Origin of the sequence: Pseudomonas lactucae (genome assembly GCF_016937615.1) — a bacterium.
In the GTDB taxonomy this organism is placed as follows: Bacteria; Pseudomonadota; Gammaproteobacteria; order Pseudomonadales; family Pseudomonadaceae; genus Aquipseudomonas; species Aquipseudomonas lactucae.
On the sequence record NZ_JAFHKI010000013.1, the window covers coordinates 13,543 to 35,658 of the forward strand.

At 62.4% G+C, this 22,116-nt stretch carries 19 protein-coding genes and 1 pseudogene; 6 read left to right on the forward strand and 14 right to left on the reverse strand.

What is annotated here, in order from left to right; genetic code table 11:
• The first annotated feature begins 85 nt into the window (after positions 1-85).
• The gene (locus JWR98_RS02615) at positions 86-1,525 is read left to right on the forward strand and encodes a TolC family outer membrane protein (RefSeq protein ID WP_078731301.1); all 1,440 of its coding nucleotides are present in this window, start codon (positions 86-88) and stop codon (positions 1,523-1,525) included.
• A gap of 16 nt (positions 1,526-1,541) precedes the next feature.
• On the opposite strand, the gene waaA is transcribed toward JWR98_RS02615, so the two are convergent.
• On the reverse strand, positions 1,542-2,819 hold the full coding sequence (waaA, locus tag JWR98_RS02620; protein ID WP_205489241.1) for a lipid IV(A) 3-deoxy-D-manno-octulosonic acid transferase: 1,278 nt from the start codon (positions 2,817-2,819) through the stop codon (positions 1,542-1,544).
• Positions 2,820-2,842: 23 nt separating this feature from the next.
• Positions 2,843-3,733 (reverse strand): LysR family transcriptional regulator, encoded by an 891-nt coding sequence (locus JWR98_RS02625; protein ID WP_078731299.1) that lies wholly within the window; start codon positions 3,731-3,733, stop codon positions 2,843-2,845.
• Positions 3,734-3,836: 103 nt separating this feature from the next.
• Here JWR98_RS02625 and JWR98_RS02630 point away from each other — a divergent pair, with 103 nt between their 5' ends.
• The 4 genes from JWR98_RS02630 (at position 3,837) to JWR98_RS02645 (ending at position 7,280) form a co-directional block, all read left to right on the forward strand.
• Positions 3,837-4,172, forward strand: a complete 336-nt coding sequence (locus JWR98_RS02630) for a DMT family transporter (protein ID WP_003171317.1) — start codon at positions 3,837-3,839, stop codon at positions 4,170-4,172.
• Between the two features lie 128 nt (positions 4,173-4,300).
• Entirely contained in the window at positions 4,301-5,470 is a 1,170-nt protein-coding gene (locus JWR98_RS02635; RefSeq protein ID WP_078731298.1) for an NAD(P)/FAD-dependent oxidoreductase, read from the forward strand.
• Positions 5,467-6,279 (forward strand): aldo/keto reductase, encoded by an 813-nt coding sequence (locus JWR98_RS02640; RefSeq protein ID WP_078731297.1) that lies wholly within the window; start codon positions 5,467-5,469, stop codon positions 6,277-6,279. Before JWR98_RS02635 ends, JWR98_RS02640 begins: the two co-directional genes overlap by 4 nt.
• A 41-nt stretch (positions 6,280-6,320) precedes the next feature.
• Entirely contained in the window at positions 6,321-7,280 is a 960-nt protein-coding gene (locus tag JWR98_RS02645) for a hypothetical protein (protein ID WP_003171312.1), read from the forward strand.
• A gap of 61 nt (positions 7,281-7,341) precedes the next feature.
• Here the strand turns inward: JWR98_RS02645 and JWR98_RS02650 are convergent, their stop codons facing one another.
• From JWR98_RS02650 to JWR98_RS02665, 4 genes and pseudogenes are all read right to left on the reverse strand, one after another.
• A complete protein-coding gene (locus JWR98_RS02650; RefSeq protein WP_205489242.1) occupies positions 7,342-8,277 on the reverse strand; it encodes an NAD-dependent epimerase/dehydratase family protein in 936 nt (311 codons plus the stop codon).
• Positions 8,270-9,693, reverse strand: a pseudogene (hldE, locus tag JWR98_RS02655) (bifunctional D-glycero-beta-D-manno-heptose-7-phosphate kinase/D-glycero-beta-D-manno-heptose 1-phosphate adenylyltransferase HldE). Before hldE ends, JWR98_RS02650 begins: the two are co-directional and overlap by 8 nt.
• Before the next feature lie 120 nt (positions 9,694-9,813).
• Entirely contained in the window at positions 9,814-11,622 is a 1,809-nt protein-coding gene (msbA, locus tag JWR98_RS02660) for a lipid A export permease/ATP-binding protein MsbA (RefSeq protein ID WP_078731294.1), read from the reverse strand.
• 8 nt (positions 11,623-11,630) lie between these two features.
• Positions 11,631-12,809, reverse strand: a complete 1,179-nt coding sequence (locus tag JWR98_RS02665) for an O-antigen ligase family protein (RefSeq protein WP_078731293.1) — start codon at positions 12,807-12,809, stop codon at positions 11,631-11,633.
• A gap of 148 nt (positions 12,810-12,957) precedes the next feature.
• Between JWR98_RS02665 and JWR98_RS02670 the strand changes: the two genes are divergently transcribed.
• The gene (locus JWR98_RS02670; RefSeq protein ID WP_003171302.1) at positions 12,958-13,524 is read left to right on the forward strand and encodes a BUD32 family EKC/KEOPS complex subunit; all 567 of its coding nucleotides are present in this window, start codon (positions 12,958-12,960) and stop codon (positions 13,522-13,524) included.
• Here the strand turns inward: JWR98_RS02670 and JWR98_RS02675 are convergent.
• The 8 genes from JWR98_RS02675 to JWR98_RS02710 form a co-directional block, all read right to left on the reverse strand.
• Positions 13,513-14,610: a glycosyltransferase gene (locus tag JWR98_RS02675; protein ID WP_205489243.1), complete on the reverse strand. Its 1,098-nt coding sequence runs from the start codon at positions 14,608-14,610 to the stop codon at positions 13,513-13,515. The two genes, JWR98_RS02670 and JWR98_RS02675, sit on opposite strands and share 12 nt — an antisense overlap.
• 39 nt (positions 14,611-14,649) lie before the next feature.
• Positions 14,650-15,414, reverse strand: a complete 765-nt coding sequence (locus JWR98_RS02680; RefSeq protein ID WP_205489244.1) for a glycosyltransferase family 2 protein — start codon at positions 15,412-15,414, stop codon at positions 14,650-14,652.
• A 41-nt stretch (positions 15,415-15,455) separates the two neighbouring features.
• Positions 15,456-16,412, reverse strand: a complete 957-nt coding sequence (locus JWR98_RS02685) for a glycosyltransferase family protein (protein ID WP_078731291.1) — start codon at positions 16,410-16,412, stop codon at positions 15,456-15,458.
• An 11-nt stretch (positions 16,413-16,423) separates the two neighbouring features.
• Complete coding sequence (locus tag JWR98_RS02690; RefSeq protein WP_205489245.1) at positions 16,424-17,821, reverse strand: PIG-L deacetylase family protein; 1,398 nt, start codon at positions 17,819-17,821, stop codon at positions 16,424-16,426.
• Positions 17,818-18,714: a GNAT family N-acetyltransferase gene (locus tag JWR98_RS02695; RefSeq protein WP_078731289.1), complete on the reverse strand. Its 897-nt coding sequence runs from the start codon at positions 18,712-18,714 to the stop codon at positions 17,818-17,820. Before JWR98_RS02695 ends, JWR98_RS02690 begins: the two co-directional genes overlap by 4 nt.
• Entirely contained in the window at positions 18,714-19,844 is a 1,131-nt protein-coding gene (locus JWR98_RS02700; protein WP_078731288.1) for a glycosyltransferase, read from the reverse strand. The genes JWR98_RS02695 and JWR98_RS02700 overlap by 1 nt, the downstream gene beginning before the upstream one ends.
• Positions 19,828-21,585 (reverse strand): carbamoyltransferase family protein, encoded by a 1,758-nt coding sequence (locus tag JWR98_RS02705; protein WP_078731287.1) that lies wholly within the window; start codon positions 21,583-21,585, stop codon positions 19,828-19,830. Before JWR98_RS02705 ends, JWR98_RS02700 begins: the two co-directional genes overlap by 17 nt.
• A gap of 133 nt (positions 21,586-21,718) precedes the next feature.
• Positions 21,719-22,054: a YceK/YidQ family lipoprotein gene (locus JWR98_RS02710; protein ID WP_078731286.1), complete on the reverse strand. Its 336-nt coding sequence runs from the start codon at positions 22,052-22,054 to the stop codon at positions 21,719-21,721.
• Positions 22,055-22,116: the final 62 nt, after the last annotated feature.

Consider the following 22,116-nt stretch of genomic DNA (forward strand, 5'->3'; position numbering starts at 1 on the left):
TGCCTCAATGCTTGACGCCAGGATTGGCCAGCCGTAGCCTTGAGCGCTAAATTATCACCGTAATATTCATACTAGGGATCGCCTCATGCTGCGCAAACTCTCACTGGCTGTCGCCGTGTCTTGTGCGACCAACGGAATGGTCTGGGCAGCTGAAGCGCCCCTGTCCGCCAGAACCGATCTGGTCAGCGTCTACCAGGAGGCCGTCGACAACAACGCCGACCTGGCCGCCGCGCGCGCCCAGTACGGCGCGCAAAAGGAAGTGGTGCCCCAGGCCCGTGCCGGCTTGCTGCCGAATCTATCGGGGGGTGCCGATATCAACAATGTGCGTACCCAGATCGATACACCCGCGGCCACCGCCAACCGCGATGCGCACTCCTGGCGCGCCACCCTGAGCCAGCCGCTGTTTCGCGCCGACCGCTGGTTCCAGCTGCAAGCTGCCGAAGCCGTCAACGAACAGGCCGCGCTGCAACTGTCGGCCACCGAACAGAACCTGATCCTGCAAAGCGCCGAAAACTACTTCGCCGTGCTGCGCGCCCAGGACAACCTGGCCTCCACCAAGGCCGAAGAAAATGCCTTCAAGCGTCAATTGGACCAATCCAACGAACGCTTCGACGTGGGCCTGTCGGACAAGACCGACGTGCTGCAATCCCAGGCCAGCTACGACACCGCAAGAGCCAACCGCATCCTCGCGCAGCGCCAGGTGGAAGACGCCTTCGAAGCGCTGATCACCCTGACCAACCGCCAATACAATTCGATCCAGGGCATCGTGCACACGCTGCCGGTATTGCCGCCGCTGCCGAACGACGCCAAGGCCTGGGTTGAAACCGCCGGCCGCCAGAACCTGAACCTGCTCGCCAGCAACTACGCCGTGACCGCCGCCGAAGAAACCCTCAAGCAGCGCAAGGCCGGGCATGCGCCGACCCTGGACGCGGTGGCGCAGTATGAAAAAGGCGATAACGACGCCCTCGGCTTCAGCAACCCGAATGCCTTCGGCACGCCGTATCGTGGCGATGTGGAACAACGCACCATCGGCTTGCGCCTGAGCATCCCGATCTACAGCGGCGGGCTGACCAGTTCGCAGGTGCGTGAATCCTACTCGCGCCTGGGCCAGACCGAGCAGCAACGCGAAGGCCTGCGCCGCCAGGTGGTGGAAAACACCCGCAACCTGCACCGCGCGGTGAACACCGATGTGGAGCAGGTGCAGGCGCGCCGGCAGTCGATCATCTCTAACCAGAGCGCGGTGGAAGCCACGGAAATCGGTTACCAGGTGGGCACACGCAATATCGTCGACGTGCTCGACTCCCAGCGCCAGCTGTACGCGTCGGTGCGCAACTACAACAACAGCCGCTACGACTACATCCTCGATAACCTGCGCTTGAAGCAGGCGGCGGGCACGTTGAATCCGGGGGACCTGCAGGACCTGGCACGCTACCTCAAGGCCGACTACAACCCGGACAAGGACTTCCTGCCGCCGGACCTGGCCAAAGCCGCGGCCGAGCAGCTCAAGGCTCGCCCGGGCTACTGATAACAACGCCCCACAGTCAGCGACTTAGCAGTCTGCCTAGCCCATCCAGCAAGCGCTTCAGCGCGCCCTGATTGGCCTGCATCACCTTCAGCCCCGCCTGCGCCATCCTGCGCGCGTCCTGCGGCAGCTCGAACAGCTGCCGCACGGCTTCGGCCAGCCCGTCGGCGTCATCCACTTCGCGCAACGCCCCGGCGTCACGCAGCATTGCGGTGATTTCGAGAAAGTTGAATACATGCGGTCCCATGATCACCGGCTTGGCCAGTGCCGCCGGCTCCAATGGGTTATGCCCGCCGGTTGCGACCAGGCTGCCGCCGACGAAGGCGCTGTCCGCCAGGGCGTACAGAAACAGCAGTTCGCCCATGGTATCGCCAAGCAACACTGAGGTGCCCGCGCTCACAGGCTCACCCATGGAACGGCGCACCGTGGCAAAACCCTGCCGTTCGCACAACTCGAACATCGGCCCGAAGCGCTCTTGGTGACGCGGCACCAGAATCAGCAACGCATTGGGATAGTTGGCGAGCAGCTGACGATGCGCCGCCAACACCACCTCATCTTCACCTTCGTGCGTACTCGCGGCGATCCACACCGGACGCTCGCTGGCGCCCCACTGCTCACGCAAGGCGGCGGCCCGCTCCAGTAGTTGCGGGTCGATGGTCAGGTCGAACTTGATCGAGCCCGTCACCTCCACCGTTTCCGGCCGGGCGCCCAGGCTCAGGAAACGCTCGGCCTCGGTCTGCGTCTGCACGGCGAACAAACTCATTTGCGCCAGCATCGGCGCCGTCAGCCTGGCAAACCGCCCATACCCCTTGGCCGAACGCGCCGACAGCCGCGCATTGGCCAGCGCCACCGGAATGTTGCGCCGGGCACAGGCATGGATATGGTTGGGCCACAGCTCGGTTTCCATGATCACTGCAAGCCTGGGCTGCACGTGATCGAGAAAACGCTTGGCGGCGCAAGGCAAGTCATAGGGTAAATAGCAGTGCTGGATACGCGGCTCATTGGCGAACAACGCCTGGATACGCTCCGAACCGGTGGGCGTCATGCAGGTGACGGTTACTGGAAGCTGTGGATACCGTTCCAGCAGTCCACGGATCATGGGCGCTGCGGCAATGCTTTCGCCCACTGACACGGCATGTACCCAGATCCCGCCGGGCTGCATGGCCGGCAAGCCGTAGGAAAACCGCTCACCGACACGCTTGGCATAAGCCGGTGCCTTGCGCGCGCGCAGCCATAGACGTAAAGCCACCAACGGCAGCGCCAGGTAAAACAGACAGCTGTAGAGAGTTCTATTCATGGCGGCGGAGTTTATCGGCTTTTTCAGTCAATGGCCCGCAGGCACTCGGCAAAACGTTGGGCGAGAAATTGTGCGGCGGGGCCGAGGGGCTCGTCGCGGCGCCACACCAACTCGACCACCAGCGCCGGCGGCGTCCATTCGCTGTCGAGTTCGACCATATGGTCTTGATAGGCGGGGTACTGCACCACATGCCGAGGCAACCAGGCCCAGCCCAGGCCGCGCATCAACCATTCGGCCAGTACGTAGAAGCTGTCGGCACGCCACACCTGTGGGCTGGCGGCTTCGCTGCCGGGGTAAACGCTGGTCTGGGTCGACATCAGCAACTGCCGAAACTGCGCCAGGCGCTGGCAATCCACGGTATTTCGCGCCGCCAAGGGGTGGTTGCGCCCGCACACGGTAACCATCTCGACACTGCCCACCACCCTGCGCTCCAGCGCTTCCGGGATCTGGTCGTGATAGAACAGCATGCCCAGGTCAGCCTTGCGCTCCACCAGCTTGCGTGCGACATCGCCCTGTGCGGCGCTGGAAAGCTGCACCTCCAGGTTCGGAAATCTCCCGGCCAGGGCATCCAGGCTGTCGAGTACCGGTTGGTACAACATGGCCTCGTCCTGGGCCAGGCGCAGGCGGGCTTCTTCGCCGCGCATCAACGACAGCGCCCGGCCGTTGAGGCGCTCGCATTGGCGCAACACTTCTCTGGCTTCTTCGAGCAGCACGGCGCCGGCTTCGGTGAGGCGGGGCTGACGGCCGCTGCTGCGGTCAAACAGGCTCACGCCCAAGTCGGCCTCCAGCAACGCTATCCCATTGCTCACCGCCGATTGGGCCTTGTGCTGCCCGCGCGCCACCGCCGAAAACGAGCGTTGCTCGGCGACACTCACAAACAGCCGCATCTGCTCCAGATTCCACTGCACGCTCATGCCGCAACCTATCTTCAATTCGGATAGGTAATGACTTTACCGCATCTGAGCAACCTCTAGAATAGCGGCCATATCAAAGCGCTCTACACCGAGGAACAACGCCATGAACATCGCTTACTACTACCTGGCCATCGCCATTTGCTCGGAAGTGATTGCCACCGTTTCCATGAAAGCCATCAAAGGCTGGAGCACACCCATCCCGCTGCTGCTGGTGATCGTCGGCTACGGCGTGGCCTTCTGGATGCTGACGCTGGTGGTCCGTACCGTGCCGGTGGGCGTGGCCTATGCGGTGTGGGCCGGGATGGGGATCGTGATGGTCAGCATTGCGGCGCTGTTTATCTACGGGCAAAAGCTCGACGTGCCGGCAATGCTGGGGATGGGCCTGATTGTGCTTGGGGTTGTGGTGATTCAACTTTTTTCGAAAACAGCGGGGCATTGAGTCGATACCCGACCACAAGCTGCAAGAAAGAGCGGCGCGAATCGCTTCTAACTTGCCGCTCGCCGCTGATAACTTGCCGCTGCACGCTATACTAGCGTCCCTTTTTCTACACCAGAGGTCCCGTGCGCATGTCTATTTCCACCGACGTTCTGATTGTCGGCGCCGGGGTTGCCGGCCTTTGGCTGAATGCGCGCCTGCGCCGCCAGGGCTTTTCCACGGTCGTGGTGGAAAACGCCACCCTGGGTGGCGGGCAGAGCGTGAAGTCCCAGGGCATCATTCACGGTGGCGCGAAATACGCCCTGCACGGCGCCCTCACCGGCGCCTCCGAAGCGATTGCCGATATGCCGCGCCGCTGGCGCGAAGCCCTGGCCGGTAGCGGCGAGCTGGACCTGTCCGGCGTGCGCGTGCTGTCCCAGGCCCATTACCTGTGGTCCCCTGGCACGCTCGCCGGCAACCTCACCAGCTTTTTCGCGAGCAAGGCCGTGCGCGGCCGGGTCGACCAGGTCAAGGGCGACGATTTGCCGCCGGCACTGCAGGACCGCCGCTTCAAGGGCAAGGTGTATCGCCTGGCGGAACTGGTGGTGGATGTGCCCAGCGTGATCAACCGCCTGGCGCAATTGGCCGGTGACGGCCTGCTCGCCGGGCAACACATCGAACCGCTGCGCGAAGGCGACACCTTGGTAGGTTTGAAGGTCGATGGCCGCGAGATCCGCGCCCAACGCATCGTACTGAGCGCCGGCGGCGGCACCGCCGACGTGTTGGCGGCCCTGGGCCTGAGCCAGCCGGCCATGCAGACCCGCCCATTGCACATGATCATCGCCAAAGGCCCAGGCCTGAAGCCGTTGTACGCGCACTGCCTGGGTGGCGGCACCAAACCGCGCCTGACCGTGACCACTCACCCCGCAGCCGATGGCAACTGGGTGTGGTACATGGGCGGTGATATCGCCGAGGCCGACGGTGTGGCGCGCACACCCGAAGAACAAATCGCCACCGCGCAGAAAGAACTGGCGCAACTGCTGCCGTGGATCGACATGAGCCAGACTCAGTGGACCACCCTGCGCGTCGAACGGGCCGAACCGTTGCAGTCGGGCCTGAGCCGTCCCGACAACGCTTTCCTCGCCGAAAACGACCGCCTGCTGGTCGGCTGGCCGACCAAGCTGGCCCTGGCGCCGGACTTCGCCGATCGAGTGATCAACAGCCTCGAACGTGACGGCATCCGCCCAAGCGTAACAACACCGCTGCCAGACCTGCCAAAACCCACCATCGGCGTACCGGCTTGGGAGCAACTGTTGCCATGAGCCTGCCGACCTTGCACGACCTGCATCGCCCCCTGGGCAGTACCGGCCTGCTGGTTTCGCCACTCGGTCTGGGCACCGTGAAGCTGGGCCGCGACCAAGGGGTGAAGTACCCCAGCGGCTTCCAGATTCCCGACGACGATGAAGCGCGGATGTTGCTGCGCCAGGCACGTCAACTGGGCATCAACCTGATTGACACTGCGCCTGCCTACGGGCGCAGCGAAGAACGCTTGGGGCCGCTGCTACGCGGCCAGCGCAAGGACTGGGTGATCGTCAGCAAGGTCGGCGAAGAGTTCGACGATGGCGTGTCCCGCCACGATTTCAGCGCTGCCCATACGCGCCTGTCGATCGAGCGCAGCCTGAAACGATTGGAAACGGATTTTATCGACCTGGTGCTCGTGCATTCCGACGGCAACGACCTGCATATCCTCAACGACTGCGAGGTTTACCAAACCCTGGCGCAGTTGAAGCAAGAGGGTAAGATTCGTGGTTTCGGTTTCTCCGGCAAAACCGTCGAAGGCGGCGTGAAGGCGCTGGAGCAGGGTGATTGCGCGATGGTCACCTACAATTTGAACGAACAGGCCGAGAAAGCCGTCATTGATTACGCGGCGGCCCATGGCAAGGGCATCCTGGTCAAAAAGGCGCTGGCCAGCGGCCATGTCTGCCTGGAGCCTGGAATGGATCCAATACACGCCAGTTTCATGCTGTTGTTTGCGCAAACGGGCGTTGCCAGTGCTATTGTCGGGACCATCAATCCGCTGCACCTGGCCCATAACGCGGCAACCGCCGCCAAGGTCATTCGTCAACTCTGATGCCGCCGACGCGGCCGACCCCGTCGCACAAAGGAGCCGACATGCCGCGAACGCTCATTAGAAAAAACCCGAGCAACTTCAAAACACTGCCGCTGCACGTCGAAGCCACACCCGAAGGCCTGAGCTACCAAAGCGTGGGCATGCCGCTCAACTTCGCCCAGACCCTGCAACGGCGCAAGCCGGTCGACGTGCCAGACCCTGAACGCTTCGCCGTTGAACTGGCAAACCTCGGCGTGTCGGTGCGACTGACCCTGCACTGGCAAAATCGCGACTACTGGGTACTGGTGCGCCAGCGTCGCCAGGACCGTGGCGATGTGGTGCTCAAGCTGATCTCCGGCTACGTCCCGGCCCATGAACTGAACCTGCCGCTGCACACTGCCATTCAGGAAATTGCCGAGGAGTGCCTGCTGGAAACCCCCGAAGGTTGGCTTGGCGGGCGCTTCAATGACACCTGGCTACCCGCGCCCTATTCCGCCGCGCTGCATTACCGCGAAGCGCTGCCATTTCGCTTGAGCCCGCTGTCCGGCGCGGCCCGCCCGGTGCGTTGCGCCACCACCCAATTGATCGAGCGGCCACGGGCCTACGTGCATTTGCCCACGGCATCGCTGCAACTGATTTATGACCTGCGCCTGGAAGTGCCCAAGGAAGCCAAATCCTTGAGCCTGTTCCATGTGGACGAACGCTTGGAGGGCGACCAGTTGGTAGCGCGCCTTGATCGCAAGCGGCCGGACCTGTACCTGATGCCGCTCAAAGATGGTCAGCCCCTGCCGGAGCTTTACACCGTCAAGAAAGACCAGTTGTACCCGGCCAGCACACGGGGCCTGTATCTGGCAGAAAGCTTCGCCCAGCAGGAAGGCTGGCTGGTACGCGAGGAACGTATTCGCTGGAAGGATTGGCTGAGGCAGCAAGGGCTGGCGGAGCCTGAGAAAGAATCGAAATTGAAGGGTTTGGCACGGCGGGTGCTGCGCAAAATTGTGCCGAAGAAAAAGGCCAAGGGCTAAAGACTGATGGACCAGGACCCAACTGTGGGAGGTGGCATGCCCACCCACAGTTGGATCGCGGTCAGCCGTTAAGCAATCGTTCCAGCCCGACCTTCAACGGCGTAGGTTCCGGCAACGTGAAGCTCGCCAACAACCGCCGGTTATTCGCCCGCGAATGCCGGATGTCCCCCGAACGCGCAGCCCCGTAGGTCACGGCAGGCAGCGCGCCCAGCGCATCTTCCAACGCCTGCAATACCTGCTTGAGCGTGGTGGTGCGGTTCCAGCCTACGTTGATCGCGCCCATAGGCGCATCCGGCACTTCGATGGCCTGCACCAATACGTCCACCAGGTCTTCCACGTACATAAAGTCACGGGTCTGCTCGCCATCGCCAAACACGGCAATCGGCAGGCCCTGCCGGGCCCGCTCGCAGAAGATGCTGATCACACCGGAGTACGGCGATGATGGGTCCTGGCGCGGCCCGAAGATATTGAAGAAACGGAAGATCACCGGCTCCAGAGCATGCTGGCGGCGGTAGAAATCAAAGTAGTGCTCACCGGCCAGTTTGTCCGACGCGTAGGGCGTCAACGGTGCCTTGGTGGTCTCTTCATCGATGGAGGCACCTTCGCCATTGTTGCCGTACACCGCGGCGCTGGACGCATACACCACGCGCTTGACGCCCGCCTTGCGCATGGCTTCGCAGACATTCAGGGTACCGACGAAATTGCTCTGGTGCGTGCTGACCGGGTCATCCACCGAAGCCTGCACCGACGCCACCGCCGCCAGGTGCACCACCGCCATCGCGCCGACGGCGGCACGCGCCACCAGCTCGGCATCGGCCACGTCGCCTTCGATCAGCTCGACACGCGGATTATCCAACGCCAGGTTGCCGCGCCTGCCCGTGGACAGGTTGTCCAGCACACGCACGGCATAGCCTTTGGCGAGCAACGCGTCGACCAGGTGCGAGCCAATAAAGCCCGCGCCGCCAGTGATCAGCACCAACGGATCGGCCTTATTCATTGTTGCGGATCTTCTCGACAATCGCCGTGGTCGAGCTGTTCTCAACCAGGCCCAGCACTTTGACCGTGCCGCCGTAGGCGCTGACGATATCGGCGCCGACCACCTGGTCGACGGAGTAGTCGCCGCCTTTGACCAGCACGTCCGGCTTGACCTGGGCCAGCAGGTTTTCCGGCGTGCCTTCAGGGAAACTGATCACCCAGTCCACCGCACCCAAACCGGCCAGCACGGCCATGCGCCGGTCGACGCTGTTGATCGGACGGCCCGGCCCTTTCAGGCGGCTGACCGAAGCGTCGTCGTTGACCGCAACGATCAGGCGATCGCCTTGGGCGCGAGCCTGCTCCAGGTACGTCACGTGCCCGGCGTGCAGGATGTCGAAGCAACCATTGGTGAACACAATGCTTTCGTTGTGCGCGCGCGCATCGTCAATCGCCAGCAGCAGTTGCTCGATGGTCAGCACACCGCGCTCCGAGCCTTCGGAGCGCTGGATGGCCCGGCGCAGTTCAGGCGCGCTGATGGCAGCGGTACCCAACTTGCCGACCACGATTCCCGCCGCCAGATTGGCCAGGGCCACGGCGTGGGGCAGCTCTTCGCCGGCCGCGATGGAGGCGGCCAGGGTGGAAATCACGGTGTCGCCGGCGCCGGTGACGTCGAACACTTCACGGGCGCGTGCCGGCAGGTGCATCGCCGGGTGACCGGGACGCAGCAGGGTCATGCCGTGTTCGCCACGGGTCACCAGCAGGGCGCCGAGGTCAAGATCGGCCATCAACGCGGCACCTTTGCTCACCAGTTCGTGCTCGTCGGCACACCCGCCGACGATGGCTTCGAACTCGCTGAGGTTCGGCGTGATCAAGCTGGCGCCTCGATAAATCGAGAAATCCTTGCCCTTGGGATCGGCCAGCACCGGAATGCCCTTGGCCTTGGCGGCCTGGATGAGCAGCTGGTGATTCTTCAACGCGCCCTTGCCGTAATCGGACAGCACCAGCACCTTGACGCCTTCGAGCAGCGCGTCGACCTGCTCACTGAGGACCAGGGCGTCGGTAGCGAACGGTTCTTCGAAATCGATACGCAGCAATTGCTGGTGACGGCTCATGACCCGCAGCTTGACGATAGTCGGCTGGTGCGCAATACGCTGGAACAGCGCACGCACGCCGGCACCGCGCAGGCTGTTGGCCAGGCTGTCGGCGGCTTCGTCGTCGCCGGTCACCCCCACCAGAGAGGCCGGGGCGCCGAGGGCGGCGATGTTGAGGGCAACGTTGGCAGCGCCGCCTGGACGTCTTCGATTTGCTCGACCTTGACTACCGGTACCGGCGCCTCAGGGGAAATCCGTGAGGTACCGCCATGCCAGTAACGGTCGAGCATGACATCGCCGACCACCAAGACAGGGGCTTGATCGAATCGCGGCATGGACAACTTCATGGAGCAACCCACTACAAAAAATGAACAGGGGCGCGATATTAGCACAGGGTGAGCGCCGCCCAACTCCGGCGCGTTCACCCAGTTTTCAGAAACACGGGGCGCGTTGCACGCCCCGGCGCGTCAAGTGATGTTTTGGGTGGCCGGTTCATCCAGCCCCATGGCGTGCAGGCGCGAGTAGTAGCCGCCCATGGCCAGCAATTGGACGTGTGTCCCACGCTCGACAATTTCGCCGTGGTCCATCACCAGAATCAGGTCGGCCTTCTCGATGGTCGACAAGCGATGCGCGATCACCAGGGTGGTACGCCCTTTCATGACCTTGTCCAACGCCGCCTGGATATGCCGCTCGGACTCGGTATCCAGCGCCGACGTCGCCTCATCGAGGATCAGCAGCGGCGCGTTTTTCAGCAGGGCGCGGGCGATTGCCAGGCGCTGGCGCTGGCCACCGGAAAGCAGCACACCGTTCTCACCGACTTCGGTGTCCAGGCCTTTGGGCAACTCGGCGATGAAGTCCATGGCATAGGCATCGGCGGCGGCTTTTTCGATGTCGGCGCGCGGTGCGTCGGCCAGGTCGCCGTAGGCGATGTTGTTAGCCACGGTATCGTTGAACAGGGTGACATGCTGGGTCACCTGGGCCACGTGCCGACGCAGGTTGCGCAGGCGATAGTCTTCGATTTCCACCTCATCGAGCAGGATTTCGCCGGCTTCGTGGTGATAGAAACGCGGGATCAGGCTGGCCAGTGTCGATTTGCCGCTGCCCGAGCGTCCGACCAGGGCGATCATCTGCCCCGGCTCCGCGCTGAAGGAGATGTTCTTGAGCACCTCGCGTTCGGTCCCTGGGTAGGTGAAGCTCAGGTTGCGCACATCCAGGCGGCCGCTGACGCGGTCTCGTTCAACCGTGCCGGTGTCGACCTCGGGTTCTTCATCCAACTGCTCGAAGATGCTCTCGGCACCCGCCACGCCTTTCTGGATCGTCGAGCTGACTTCGGACAGCTGGCGGATCGGCTTGGGCAACAGGCCCGCCGCGGTGATGTAGGCCACCAGGTCACCGGCCGTGGCGTCGCCGCGCAGCAGCAATACCAGGAACATCAGCGTGGCCATGGCGGTGTAGATCACCAGTTGCAGCATCGGGGTGTAGACCGCGCCGGTCTTGTTCATGCGCAGTTGCTTGTCGGTATTGCCTTGGCTGGCGGCGGCAAAGCGGCGCTCTTCATAGCCTTCGCCACCGAAGCTGCGCACCACGCGGTAACCCTGAATGGTTTCCGAGGCCACGTGTGTCACGTCACCCATCGCCACCTGGATTTTCTTGCTCTGCTTGCGGAATTTCTTGCTGGTGCTGCCGACCATGATCGCGATCAGCGGCAGGATCGCCAGCATCACCAGGGTGAGTTTCCAGTTCATCCACAGCAGGTAGCCGAACAGGAACACCACCGTCAGGCCCTCGCGGATCACGACCTTGATCGCATCCGTGGCCGCGCCGGTGACCATGGTCACGTTGAAGGTGATCCGGGAAATCAGATGCCCCGAGTTATGGGTATCGAAATAACGGTTGGGCAGCACCAGCAGCTTGTTGAACAACTGCACGCGCAGGTCATGCACCAACCCCAGGGACACCTTGGCCAGGTAGTAGTTGCCCAGGAAGGAGCCCAGCCCTTGCCACGCGGCGATCAGGATGATCAGCAACGGCACGGCCATCAGCAGTTTCAAGTCCTTGAACAACGGGACCTTGGGCATGAACACCACGTCGGGATTGCTCAGGCCATCCACGAAGTATTTGAGGATCCCGGCGAGCATCGGCTGGGTGGACGCAAAGATCACGAAGCCCACGATACTCAGCAAGAACATGCCGATGTAGGGTTTCACATAGCCCAGCAGCCTGAGATAGATTTTCAGGCTGGACTCCTGGTCCGCTTTGGGCGGTGCGTCACTCATGGTCAAGCTCACTGATCGGATGGGACGCGAACTTTATCACAAGCGTCGGGTTTGGCCCGAGCCCAGACCAAAACACTGGCGAGCGCGATCGGCAGCCAGGAGATGAACCACTCGGCCCGTGGCGTGCCGGTCAGGCTGGCGGCATCGAACTGCATGGCCAGGAACGAGAACACCCAGACGCCGATGACGCCCTTGCCGTAGAGCGTGTCGCGCGCTTTCCAGGCCTGCCACAGCACGCCGAACCACAGGCAGCACCACAGCAGCAGGCCCGGCAGGCCCAGCTCGATCGTCACATGGGTGAACAGATTGTGGGAGTGATCGAAATAAAGGTTATCGGCAAAAACCTTGTACTCGCCGCCCAGGCCCAGGCCGGTCCAGGGACGCTCGCTGATCATCTGCATGGCCGCCATGAAGATCTGTGGACGGTAGGACACGCCACGGGACAGCATCAACGACTGCATGGCGAAGAACACCGCCAGCGCCGCCACCACCGCGCCAATGGCAATCACGCTGGAGCGACGGTCGCGGCACCAGGCGGGCATGGCGACGATGGTCAACAACAACGCCAGGGCCGCGCCGCGGCTTTGGCTCAGCACCACGAACAGCCCAAGAAGCCCGATGGCCAGCGCCCAACCCACCTGCATCCAGCGGCCACGCGGCATCCAATGCAGCAGCCAGACCGCCGCCACGCCAATCACATAGGCGCCCAGGATAGGATGGGACAACTCACCCAGGCCTTCGAGGCGGGCGTACCAGACGTTGTGCTCCAGGCCGTAGAACTTGATGATCGCCACCAATGACGACAACGCCAGGCCAGCACCGCCCCATTGCATCACGCGGATGACCTGCTCGGTTCGGCCACAGGCGAACACCGGGAAAAACAGCAGGAACACGCCGATATACAACAGGCGCTTGGCCTCGCGCGAAGGGTCGTGGGCGTTGGTCCATGTCAGGCTGATCATGCCCCAGGCCGCCAGCAACACCACTATCACGCACAGCCAGCGCTGTTCACGCCAGACCTCCTTGAGTCGTTCTCGCGCCGCCCAGGCAAACACCATGGCCGGCAACCAGAGAAACAGGGTCAGCCCTTGTTGATAAAGCTTGTTGGTCGGTGCGAAGGCAATTGCCAGCAAAAACCAAAGCAGCCCCAAAATCATCCATACCTGCGCCCCACGACTTGCCTGCATCACCCGCTCCTGAATACGTTCAACCTGCCACCCCAGCATGGTTAAAACCCAAAACTTTCGGCATTATTGCCGATCACTGTGCCCGCGACTCCCACAAGGCTTTCCGACGATGCAATGTTCAAGGCTTCCCCAAGCCGATTTAAACGCGATGATTGACGGTGCCAAAATCCTCGAAAAGGACAGCTACGGCCCCAAAGTCTACCTGCTGACCGACGGGAATATCCTTAAACTGTTTCGCCGCAAGCGTCTGTTTTCGTCCGCGCTGTTTCGCCCCTACTCCAAACGGTTCATCGACAACGTGGCGCAATTGCAGCAGCGCGGCATCCCCACCTTGACCGTACTGGCGTTCTACCAATTGACAGCTCCCGGCATGACGGCCGTGCTGTACCGCCCGTTGCCAGGGGAAACGTTGCGCCAGATTTCCAATCAGGAAGGTTTTGACTGGCAGACGAACCTCGACCCGCTGGTAGCGCTTATTCGCCGCCTGCACGGCGCGGGGATCTACTTTCGCTCCCTGCACCTGGGCAACATCGTGGTCACGCCCGACAACGAGATGGGCCTGATCGACGTGGCTGACATGCGTTTTCTGCGCGCGCCGCTGAACCCGGAACTCGCGCGGCGTAACCTGCAACACTTCGCACGCTATATTGCCCGTGAGAAGCTGAACGAACGCTTTCCAATGCAAGCACTGGAGCAAGCGCTGCTAGCGGCATGAGAACAGCCGTCGGGTAGTTTGCGTGAACTCATCCCAGGCCTGGTCCGGTGCCAGCACCCGTGACTGAGCCTCGACGACCTGCGCACCCGACGTCGCGAACGCGCGCGCCATAAGGTCGCCCCAGGCGGCTGCATCATCGGCGGGGGCGTACCAGCCGGCGTCCCCCAGTTGCTCGCGGAACACCGCCAGTTCACTGGTCAGCACGGGAACGCCGGCCATCACCGCTTCCTGCAGGATCAGCCCCAAGCCCTCTTCGGTTGACGGAATCGCCACCCAGTCAAACGCCCGGTAAAGGGTCGCCGCCTCAGGCAGGTGCCCCGCAAGCGTCACCTTGCCCTGCAAACCAAGCTGCTCGATACGCGCCTCAAGCGCTTCCCGAGCCGGCCCTTCGCCAATGATCACCAAGCGTGCGTCCGGTTTATCGGCCGACACGCCGGCAAAGGCCTCCAGCAAACACGCAAACCCTTTGCCGTCGACCAACCGGCCTACCGCGCCCAACACCGGCGAGCCCGTCAACGGCAACTCCAGACGCGTTCGCGCCTGTTCGCGGGACAGCGCCGCCGCACGGAAAACGGCAGGGTCGAAGGCGCTGCGCAGCACCGCCACCGGCCTCTGCAGGTGACGTTCAAGGGAGTCGGCCAGGGTCTGCGACACGGCGGCCAGCGTGAGTTGCGACGCGGGAAACTGCGCCACCAGCTGTTGATCAGCGCGGCGCAAACGCGTGGCGCCATGAAAGATCACCACAGCCCGCACATGCGGCAAGCGCTTGAGTACCGGTAAAAGCACGCGGGCGACACCGATACCGTCAAGCAGCACAACCTGCACGTCCTCAGGCAAGGCCTTCCGGAAACGTGCGCGCATCCAGGGCATCAGCAACTTCCACAGGTGCCGCCCCTTGAGCCTCGCAGAGGAAAGGTTCCACTCCACGGCCTGTTCGACCAGGCCCTCACTGTCGGTCGCGCTGCCTTGAAGCAGCCAGGTGTGCACAGGTACGCCGCTGTCGGCGTGGGACAGTATTTGCTGATGAACCTTCTGCACCGAAGCAAATGCAGTACCACCAGCCCACATGACGTTGAGGATACTCATCAAAAAAACCTTATGCGGCGTGGGTATGACTAATCGGGCCTACAGATGGATCAACCAGCCGATGCCGACCCCAAGGACCAGCATGACCGCCAGTTTGATCCGCTCTCGCCGCTTGCGTCGCGCTTTGGTCAAGCGCTCTTCCGCCGTCGACACATGCAAACCGAAACCGGTGTGCAGGACCGCATCGCCTTCCAGGGTCACGGCCGCCAGGTTCAACTGTGCGTAACGCTTGGAAAGCCCCTTCTCGCCCGCGAACCCCGCATAGGGCGCGCACAAGCGGTACTCCTTGATCCGCCGCAGGCCAGGGTTCAGCGAGAACCCCTGCCACTCGGGCTTGTCGGACAGCAACGGATAACACGGCACCCCGCCGATCACTTCGCGCGGCCCCAGGTGAATATAGGGGCTGTGCACCTGCAAGTCGTACACGTAGTTGCGCAACCAGACCTGGAGAATATCGGGGCGCTGTTCCAGTACCGTCTTGGAATCCTCGACAAACCCCGGTCGATAAAACGCCCAGTCATCCTCGCAATGGAAGATGTAAGGCGTCTTGACCGACGCGTAAGCCAAGTCGATGGATGCCAATTGACCAAGCTTTGGCCGGTTGACGAAAAAAGTGCAGTGGCTGCGCCAGTGTTCGGGAATCGCCAGACGTGCCGCGTCGTCGCCGGCGTCTTCGGTAATCAGGACTTCACGGATATCCGCCGTGTTGAACAGGTCGAAGCTCTCAAGCGTGCGCTTCAACAAATCGAAACGACCGCAACTGGTGACGACAAGTGTTATGTCGCTCTGATCTGAGAATTGCATCCAAGCCTCGATAGTATTATATGGCCATCACTTGACCTTAATCACATGCCCAGTTTCAGGCGCAACCTTTCCATCAAGCTCAATGGCGCACGCTCCCGCAGCGGGGGAGCCAGCGCCTCGACGATGCGCTGGCCAATACGCGCAAAACTGAACTCGCTCACAGCCAGCGTTTGCCCGCTGCGCGCAATGTCCGCGGCCAATTGCGGGTTGGCGCGCAAGGTCGCGAGTTTTTCCTGCAACTGAGGGATGTCCTTGTAGAACACCACATTGACCATGTCTTTGAAACCCAGCGCCGCGTTTTCCGCAGCGCCCTGGTCAAATGCCAGCAACACGCAACCGCAGGCCATGGCCTCGAAATTCTTGATCATGTATTCGCCCATGCCCACATCGGCACTGACGAAAAAACGGATGCGGTTGAGGGTCGCGCAGTATTCCTCACCGGATTTGGTGCGCGTCACCACCAAAGGTTCAACCTTGGCCAGCTCATCGAGCAACGCCTTGCGACCACTGTAGGCCACGCTGTTGGTACTGCCGACAAACGCCAGCTCGATGTCCCGCTCACGATCCTGTGGTTGCAGCAGTGCCTGGTCGTAGCCCTTGGGCACGAACACCGCGTCGAAGCCTTCGGCGCGCAGGCGCTCGGTGACCATGTACCCCGAGCTGATCACCCGCGCCCACGGCAAGCGGCGGTAGTGCGCACTGAACTTGCCGGTGTATTTGCACGGGATGTAGTTCTGGTAGGCATCGTGTTCGAGGATCACCAGGTTCGGGATGGTGCGGATAAAACCGGCCTGACGAATCTCCTGTTTGAAGCGCAGGAAGAACACAATGCGGTCATAGCGGCTCACATCGACTTCACGCCGGAAATATCCGCGCAGGTTGCGTTGCTCGTCACTGCTCAACCAGCGGGTATCGCATTCGCAGCGCTCGGCAATGCCGTCGTACAAGCGATCCAGAATGGCGCGCTGTTCTTTCTGGACCAGAAACAAAACTCTCATGACTTTTCCTTTCACAAACGCCAGAACAACTCATGCCGTCGTACGGCCTTGCGGAAAAACTCGTTCTCGCCATACGGCGACCGCGACCGCCGCGCCAATACACGCTGCAGCCAGCGCCGCACACGGCGCTTGAACGGCGCCGGGGGTTGCAGGTCGTGCATCATGCCAAGCGCCATGGCCTTGTCGCGCTGCTGTGCCAGCGACAGCGGCAGGCTGCACGGATGTAGCTCAAGCGCGTCGTCGAACTGCGGCGGCAAAGCGATGCCGGTGCCGGCGTCGCCCATGGGCCAGCGGTCGTTGTCATGCAGGTGATTGGCGTACCCCAGGACAGTCGCCGGTTGCCACTCCAATCCCGCCAAAGCCTCCATCACGGCTTGCTGCGCGCAGATGTGATCCGGATGTGGGTCGAGGATCGGATGAGGCAATACGATCACCTCGGGGCGTGCGGTCAACAGTAACTGGCGAAGATCGGCCAGCAGGTTGTTCCAGGTCGGCAAACCGTCTTGATCCGCCGGCAAGGGGAACGGATTGAACTGGCGAAACAGACGAATATCCATCAGGTCGGCTTCCCGGGAGGCAACCGGCTGATCCGGCGTTGCGCGCATCGCCGGCAGTTGCAGGCAGAAGTAGCCCAACTGCACACACTGCGCCTCGGGCGCCCCGGCCCAACGCGGCACGGCGATGCTGTCCCAGGCACGCAAGCGACCTTTGAGCCGCGAGGCTTCGACCGGGTCCAGGCCCATGTGCCGATAGTGCTCGGCTTCGATTTCACCCGCCGTGAGGGTCACGATCCACGGCGCGTGCGCCTGGCCGTAAAGACCGAACGCGGCCAGTTCCGCATCGTCGGCATGGGGCGCGATCACCATCACGCGCTGCGCCGAGTAATCCGGGTGGCGCCAGGCCCACAGCCTTGGGATGCCTTGCACGCTGCAGAAGCGCCCGCGCAAGCGCAGCTCACCCGCCATCAGCACAGGCGCCAAGCCACTGAGATTAAGGAAACGCACACCGTTCACGCCGCGCTCGAAGGCCTGACGATCCGGGCTGTCGCCTCCCGAAACCTCAACGACGGGGTCGAAAAAACGCCCCAGCCAGCCACCTTTGATTTTGACGGCCAGCACCAGAGTCGCATCGGCCGCCAAGGGCTGGTCTGCCAGCAGTCGGCCGCCCTCAAAGCGAACCCCGGCCACCTCGGCGTCCGCCGCAAACCGGTATTGATAGTCTTCGCCGGGGGCATAAAACAGGTGGTCGGCAAACCAGGCCTCATGGGCGACCCAGGCCAGCACGCCAAGGACAAACGGCAACCACCAGGCCACCCAGACACCGATGATCACCAGCAGCAACAGACCGATCAGCAGGCCAACCCGCTTATTACGCCGATGGCGCTTGAGCAACTGCTGTTTGCGGCTCATACGCTCAGCACCGGTACAGCGTTGCACCAACGGTCCTTGTATTCACGGTCGGCGCGCCCGAAGGAAAAGCGCAGCGGTTTGCCGACTTCGCGGGCCTGTTCCCAAGCGCTCTGCGTATTGAGGAAGCTCAACACGCTGCCCGGGCTGAACGCACGGGTCTCGGGGTCGACGCCACCGTTGACGTACTCCACGCTGATCCACTCGGGCGACTCGACCCGGTACACCAACTGCACCGCAATAGGTGCGTCATTGAGGAAGATGACCGAACCGATCAGCCACTCGCGCAGCAGCTCGATTACTTCGGCCATGTGCTCGGCGCCCGTGGCGACAAAGCCCCAGCGGCGCAGGAACAGATCGCAGTAGATGGCCGCCAGCTCGGTACTGGAAAACTCGCTCACCGGCCGCACCACACCGCCGGCCTCTTCCAGCAGGCGCAGTTCGCGGCGCTGGTTGTAGCGAAACTTCTTCGACAGCTCTTCCGGGGTGCGGGCCATGGCCAACTGCTCGGCCTGGGGCCTGAGACCGCTGAAACGGCCTTCGTTCAAGGTCGACAGGTAGCGCGCCCGATGACGCAACGGCGCCTGGGCATTGGTGGCGGCCGGCAGGATCAACTCGGCATTACCCAGGTCGAACAGGCCTTTCTTGCCGTTTTTCTTGAGGACGTCCTTGGACAACGCCAGGTCGCGGCCCCAGGTGGCGATGCAGGCCTGGCGTTCCCCGCCCGATTCCCAGGCCAGGTAACGCACCGGGATATCGGCCAGCCCGGCCAGGCGCTCTATCACCTGCGGATGGGTCGCGACGCTGCCGCCAAAACGCTGCCAGGCCTCGCTGTAGGCCGGGGCGTCGACGACGGACCAGCCCCGCTCGCGCCAGCCTTGGAATCGATTGAGCATCAAGCCCCCGCGGTCAGTTCAATAACGTGCGGCAGTTGCCAGAAGGTATCGCGTACCGCCTGATCCGAGAACTGCGTGCGCAGGCGCTCCAGCATCATCTCGGCGCACTGGCGTTGCTGCTGCCGATCCATGGCCGCCAGGTGCCGCAGCCCCTGGGCAAGGTGCTCGGCGTCGCCGAAGGGAAACAGGATACCCACGCCTTCGACCACTTCTTTCGCCCCGCCACAGGCCGTAGCCAGCAACGGCACGCCGGCCGCCATGGCTTCGAGCAGCACCATGCCGAACGGTTCATGGTCGGAACTCAGGGCAAACACATCGAACGCGCGGAAATAGCGGCGCGCATCCGGCACTTGGCCGAGGAACAGCACCTTGTCGGCTATACCCAACTCACGCGCCTGCTCCTTGAGCGCCTGCTCAAGACGCCCGGTGCCGAGGATCGCCAGGCGGCTTTGCGCCGGCAAATGCGGCAACGCCAGGGCAAAGCCCTTGAGCAGCGTGGACTGGTCCTTGTCCGGGTGCAGGCGGCCGACATTGCCGATCACCCATTCATCCGGCGACAGCCCCAAGGCATCACGCGCCTGGTCCGCAGATACCTGGATGGCCTGTAACGCCTCAACATCGATACGGTTGTACAAAGTCTGGATACGCGCCGCAGGCCACTCCGGCAGGCAGCGGCGCATGTCGTCGCGCACCGCGTCGGACACGCCCAGCAGGCTCAGGCGCTTGCGGAAAATTCCGGCAAACAGCCTGCGGCTGCCACGTTGATAATCACCAAAGGCGTGATGCACACCGATCACCGGCAGGCGCGTACCGAGCAAGGCGATGTAGATCGGCTTGAAACGGTGAGCGATACACAGACTGAAATTGCGCGATGCGGCGATCCTGCGCAGTTCGCGGATGGCGCCCAGCTTCAGGCCACGAATGGCCTTGGAGCTGAATTCCATGAACAGCACCTCGTCCGACGCACAGCCGGCGGCGACACGCGGATCGGCGACCCCGGTGAGAAACACCGTCGTCACCTTGTAGCCTGTGCCTGCGAACAAACTGGCGTATTGCCGCGCGCAGTCCAGGAACGGCCCGTCATAACCGTGGCAGAACTGCAGGACGTGGCGGTCAGCCGAGCGCGTCATAAGGGTCCACGCCGTCTTTGACGACCAGGATGTCTTCCATGATCAGGTACTGCAGGTCGGAACCGAAGAACATGTCCAGCGCGTCTTTCGGCGAGCAGATCATCGCTTCGCCACGACGGTTGAGCGAGGTGTTCAGCGACACGCCGTTGCCGGTCAGCACTTCGAGCTCTTTCATCATGTCGTAGTAACGCGGGTTGTATTCGCGCTTGAGCACCTGGGCGCGGGAGGTGCCATCTTCATGGACCACTTCCGGCACGCGGGCCTTCCATTCTTCGGCGACTTCAAAGGTGAAGGTCATGAACGGCGCGGGGTGATCGACCTTGATCATCTGCGGGGCCACGGTGTCGAGCATCGACGGGCAGAAAGGCCTCCAGCGCTCGCGAAACTTGATCTGGTGGTTGATGCGATCCGCAACGCCGGTGGCGCTCGGGCACCCGATGATCGAACGACCGCCCAACGCACGCGGGCCAAACTCCATGCGGCCCTGGAACCAGGCCACCGGGTTGCCGTCGACCATGATCTTGGCGATGCGCTGGGGCATGTTCTCGATCTTGCGCCAGTTCGGCTTGCTCTCGTGCCTGGCGCACGCCGCGATCACATCCTCGTTGCTGTAGGACGGGCCGAGATAGACGTGCTCCATCTTCTCCACCGGTACACCACGGGCATGCGACACATAGGCAGCCGCACCCACGGCGGTGCCGGCGTCGCCGGACGCCGGCTGCACGAACAGCTCCTTGACGTCGTTGCGGGCAATGATCTTCTGGTTCAACTTGACGTTCAGCGCGCAGCCGCCGGCGAAGGCGAGCTTGCCGGTGTCCTTGAGGATGTCGCCCAGATAGTGGTCGATCATCTGCAGGGCCAGCTTCTCGAACAACGCTTGCATGCTGGCGGCGTAGTGGATGTAGGGTTCGTCGGCGATATCGCCTTCGCGCTTGGGCCCCAGCCACTCGATCAGTTTTGGCGAGAAGTAGAAACCCTTGCCCTTTTCTTTATAGCGGCGCAGGCCGATGACGTTGGCGTAGTCGGTGTTGATCACCAATTCGCCGTTTTCAAACGAAGCCAGGCGCGAGAAATCGTATTTGCTGGCGTCGCCGTAAGGCGCCATGCCCATGACCTTGAACTCACCGTCGAGCATCTCGAAACCGAGGAACTCGGTGATCGCGCCGTACAGGCCGCCGAGGGAGTCCGGGTCGTAGAATTCCTTGATCTTGTGGATCTTGCCGTTTTCGCCGTAGCCGAAGAACGTGGTGGCGTACTCACCTTTACCGTCGATACCGAGGATCGCGGTTTTTTCCTGGAAGCCCGAGCAGTGGTAAGCACTGGAGGCGTGGGCCAGGTGGTGCTCAACCGGTTCGATCTTGATTTTCTTCGGATCGAAGCCCAGTTGCTCCAGGCACCAGACGATCTTGTTGCGGTAGCGCTTGTAGCGACGGTTGCCCATCAGGATCGCGTCGAGAGCGCGGTCCGGGGCATACCAGTAACGCTTGGCGTAGTGCCAGCGCGCCTCGCCGAACAGGCTGATCGGGGCGAACGGGATCGCCACCACGTCAACGTCGGAAGGTTTGATGCCGGCCTGTTCCAGGCAGAACTTCGCCGACTCGTAGGGCATGCGGTTCTTTGCATGTTTGTCGCGTACGAAGCGCTCTTCTTCGGCGGCCGCGATCAGCTTGCCGTCGATATACAGGGCTGCGGAAGGATCATGGCTAAGGGCGCCGGACAGGCCAAGAATCGTCAATGCCACAGGGGTCTAGCCTCTTTTAGTCTGCATGCAGGCGGGTCGCGCCTGAAAAAAGTGTGCTTCCCGCCTGGGCAGGAAACAGCTAAAGGGCGGGATTATAGCTTAAAAGCACTGAAAAGCCGTTAGCGACAAAGGGCTAGCGAAGCTCGATGCTGCCGTCGGCATTCTGCCGGTAGATCGTGTAAGGCAGAATGAGCGTATCCAAGACGCCGGAGAGGGGCACATCGATGAAAGCCCAGGGAACGTCATTCAACGAGAGCCCAGCTCCCGAATTCGGCGGTGCATGCAGCACACACAGGTTGTAAGCCACGCCGCTGTAGATACGCGGGACAGATTCGCAATAGGTTTTTTTCGCCTTGAGCGATTGAACGGTGGCGGTGTCTTCACGCATCGCCGTGGTCACAGTACCGCAGCCACTCGCAAACAGAGACACCCACCCCACTACCAACAACCCGACAATTTCAGTGCGCATGGCCAGCTCTTCTTTTTAAGGGGAGCGAAAATCTAGCACCACGAAAACCCAATGTTCAGAGC

What these genes read in the sequence shown, in the direction of transcription:
- JWR98_RS02615 (WP_078731301.1), top strand. Translation starts at nt 86, where the DNA reads ATGCTGCGCAAACTCTCACTGGCTGTCGCCGTGTCTTGTGCGACCAAC.
- waaA (WP_205489241.1), bottom strand. Translation starts at nt 2,819, where the DNA reads ATGAATAGAACTCTCTACAGCTGTCTGTTTTACCTGGCGCTGCCGTTG.
- JWR98_RS02625 (WP_078731299.1), bottom strand. Translation starts at nt 3,733, where the DNA reads ATGAGCGTGCAGTGGAATCTGGAGCAGATGCGGCTGTTTGTGAGTGTC.
- JWR98_RS02630 (WP_003171317.1), top strand. Translation starts at nt 3,837, where the DNA reads ATGAACATCGCTTACTACTACCTGGCCATCGCCATTTGCTCGGAAGTG.
- JWR98_RS02635 (WP_078731298.1), top strand. Translation starts at nt 4,301, where the DNA reads ATGTCTATTTCCACCGACGTTCTGATTGTCGGCGCCGGGGTTGCCGGC.
- JWR98_RS02640 (WP_078731297.1), top strand. Translation starts at nt 5,467, where the DNA reads ATGAGCCTGCCGACCTTGCACGACCTGCATCGCCCCCTGGGCAGTACC.
- JWR98_RS02645 (WP_003171312.1), top strand. Translation starts at nt 6,321, where the DNA reads ATGCCGCGAACGCTCATTAGAAAAAACCCGAGCAACTTCAAAACACTG.
- JWR98_RS02650 (WP_205489242.1), bottom strand. Translation starts at nt 8,277, where the DNA reads ATGAATAAGGCCGATCCGTTGGTGCTGATCACTGGCGGCGCGGGCTTT.
- msbA (WP_078731294.1), bottom strand. Translation starts at nt 11,622, where the DNA reads ATGAGTGACGCACCGCCCAAAGCGGACCAGGAGTCCAGCCTGAAAATC.
- JWR98_RS02665 (WP_078731293.1), bottom strand. Translation starts at nt 12,809, where the DNA reads ATGCAGGCAAGTCGTGGGGCGCAGGTATGGATGATTTTGGGGCTGCTT.
- JWR98_RS02670 (WP_003171302.1), top strand. Translation starts at nt 12,958, where the DNA reads ATGATTGACGGTGCCAAAATCCTCGAAAAGGACAGCTACGGCCCCAAA.
- JWR98_RS02675 (WP_205489243.1), bottom strand. Translation starts at nt 14,610, where the DNA reads ATGAGTATCCTCAACGTCATGTGGGCTGGTGGTACTGCATTTGCTTCG.
- JWR98_RS02680 (WP_205489244.1), bottom strand. Translation starts at nt 15,414, where the DNA reads ATGCAATTCTCAGATCAGAGCGACATAACACTTGTCGTCACCAGTTGC.
- JWR98_RS02685 (WP_078731291.1), bottom strand. Translation starts at nt 16,412, where the DNA reads ATGAGAGTTTTGTTTCTGGTCCAGAAAGAACAGCGCGCCATTCTGGAT.
- JWR98_RS02690 (WP_205489245.1), bottom strand. Translation starts at nt 17,821, where the DNA reads ATGAGCCGCAAACAGCAGTTGCTCAAGCGCCATCGGCGTAATAAGCGG.
- JWR98_RS02695 (WP_078731289.1), bottom strand. Translation starts at nt 18,714, where the DNA reads ATGCTCAATCGATTCCAAGGCTGGCGCGAGCGGGGCTGGTCCGTCGTC.
- JWR98_RS02700 (WP_078731288.1), bottom strand. Translation starts at nt 19,844, where the DNA reads ATGACGCGCTCGGCTGACCGCCACGTCCTGCAGTTCTGCCACGGTTAT.
- JWR98_RS02710 (WP_078731286.1), bottom strand. Translation starts at nt 22,054, where the DNA reads ATGCGCACTGAAATTGTCGGGTTGTTGGTAGTGGGGTGGGTGTCTCTG.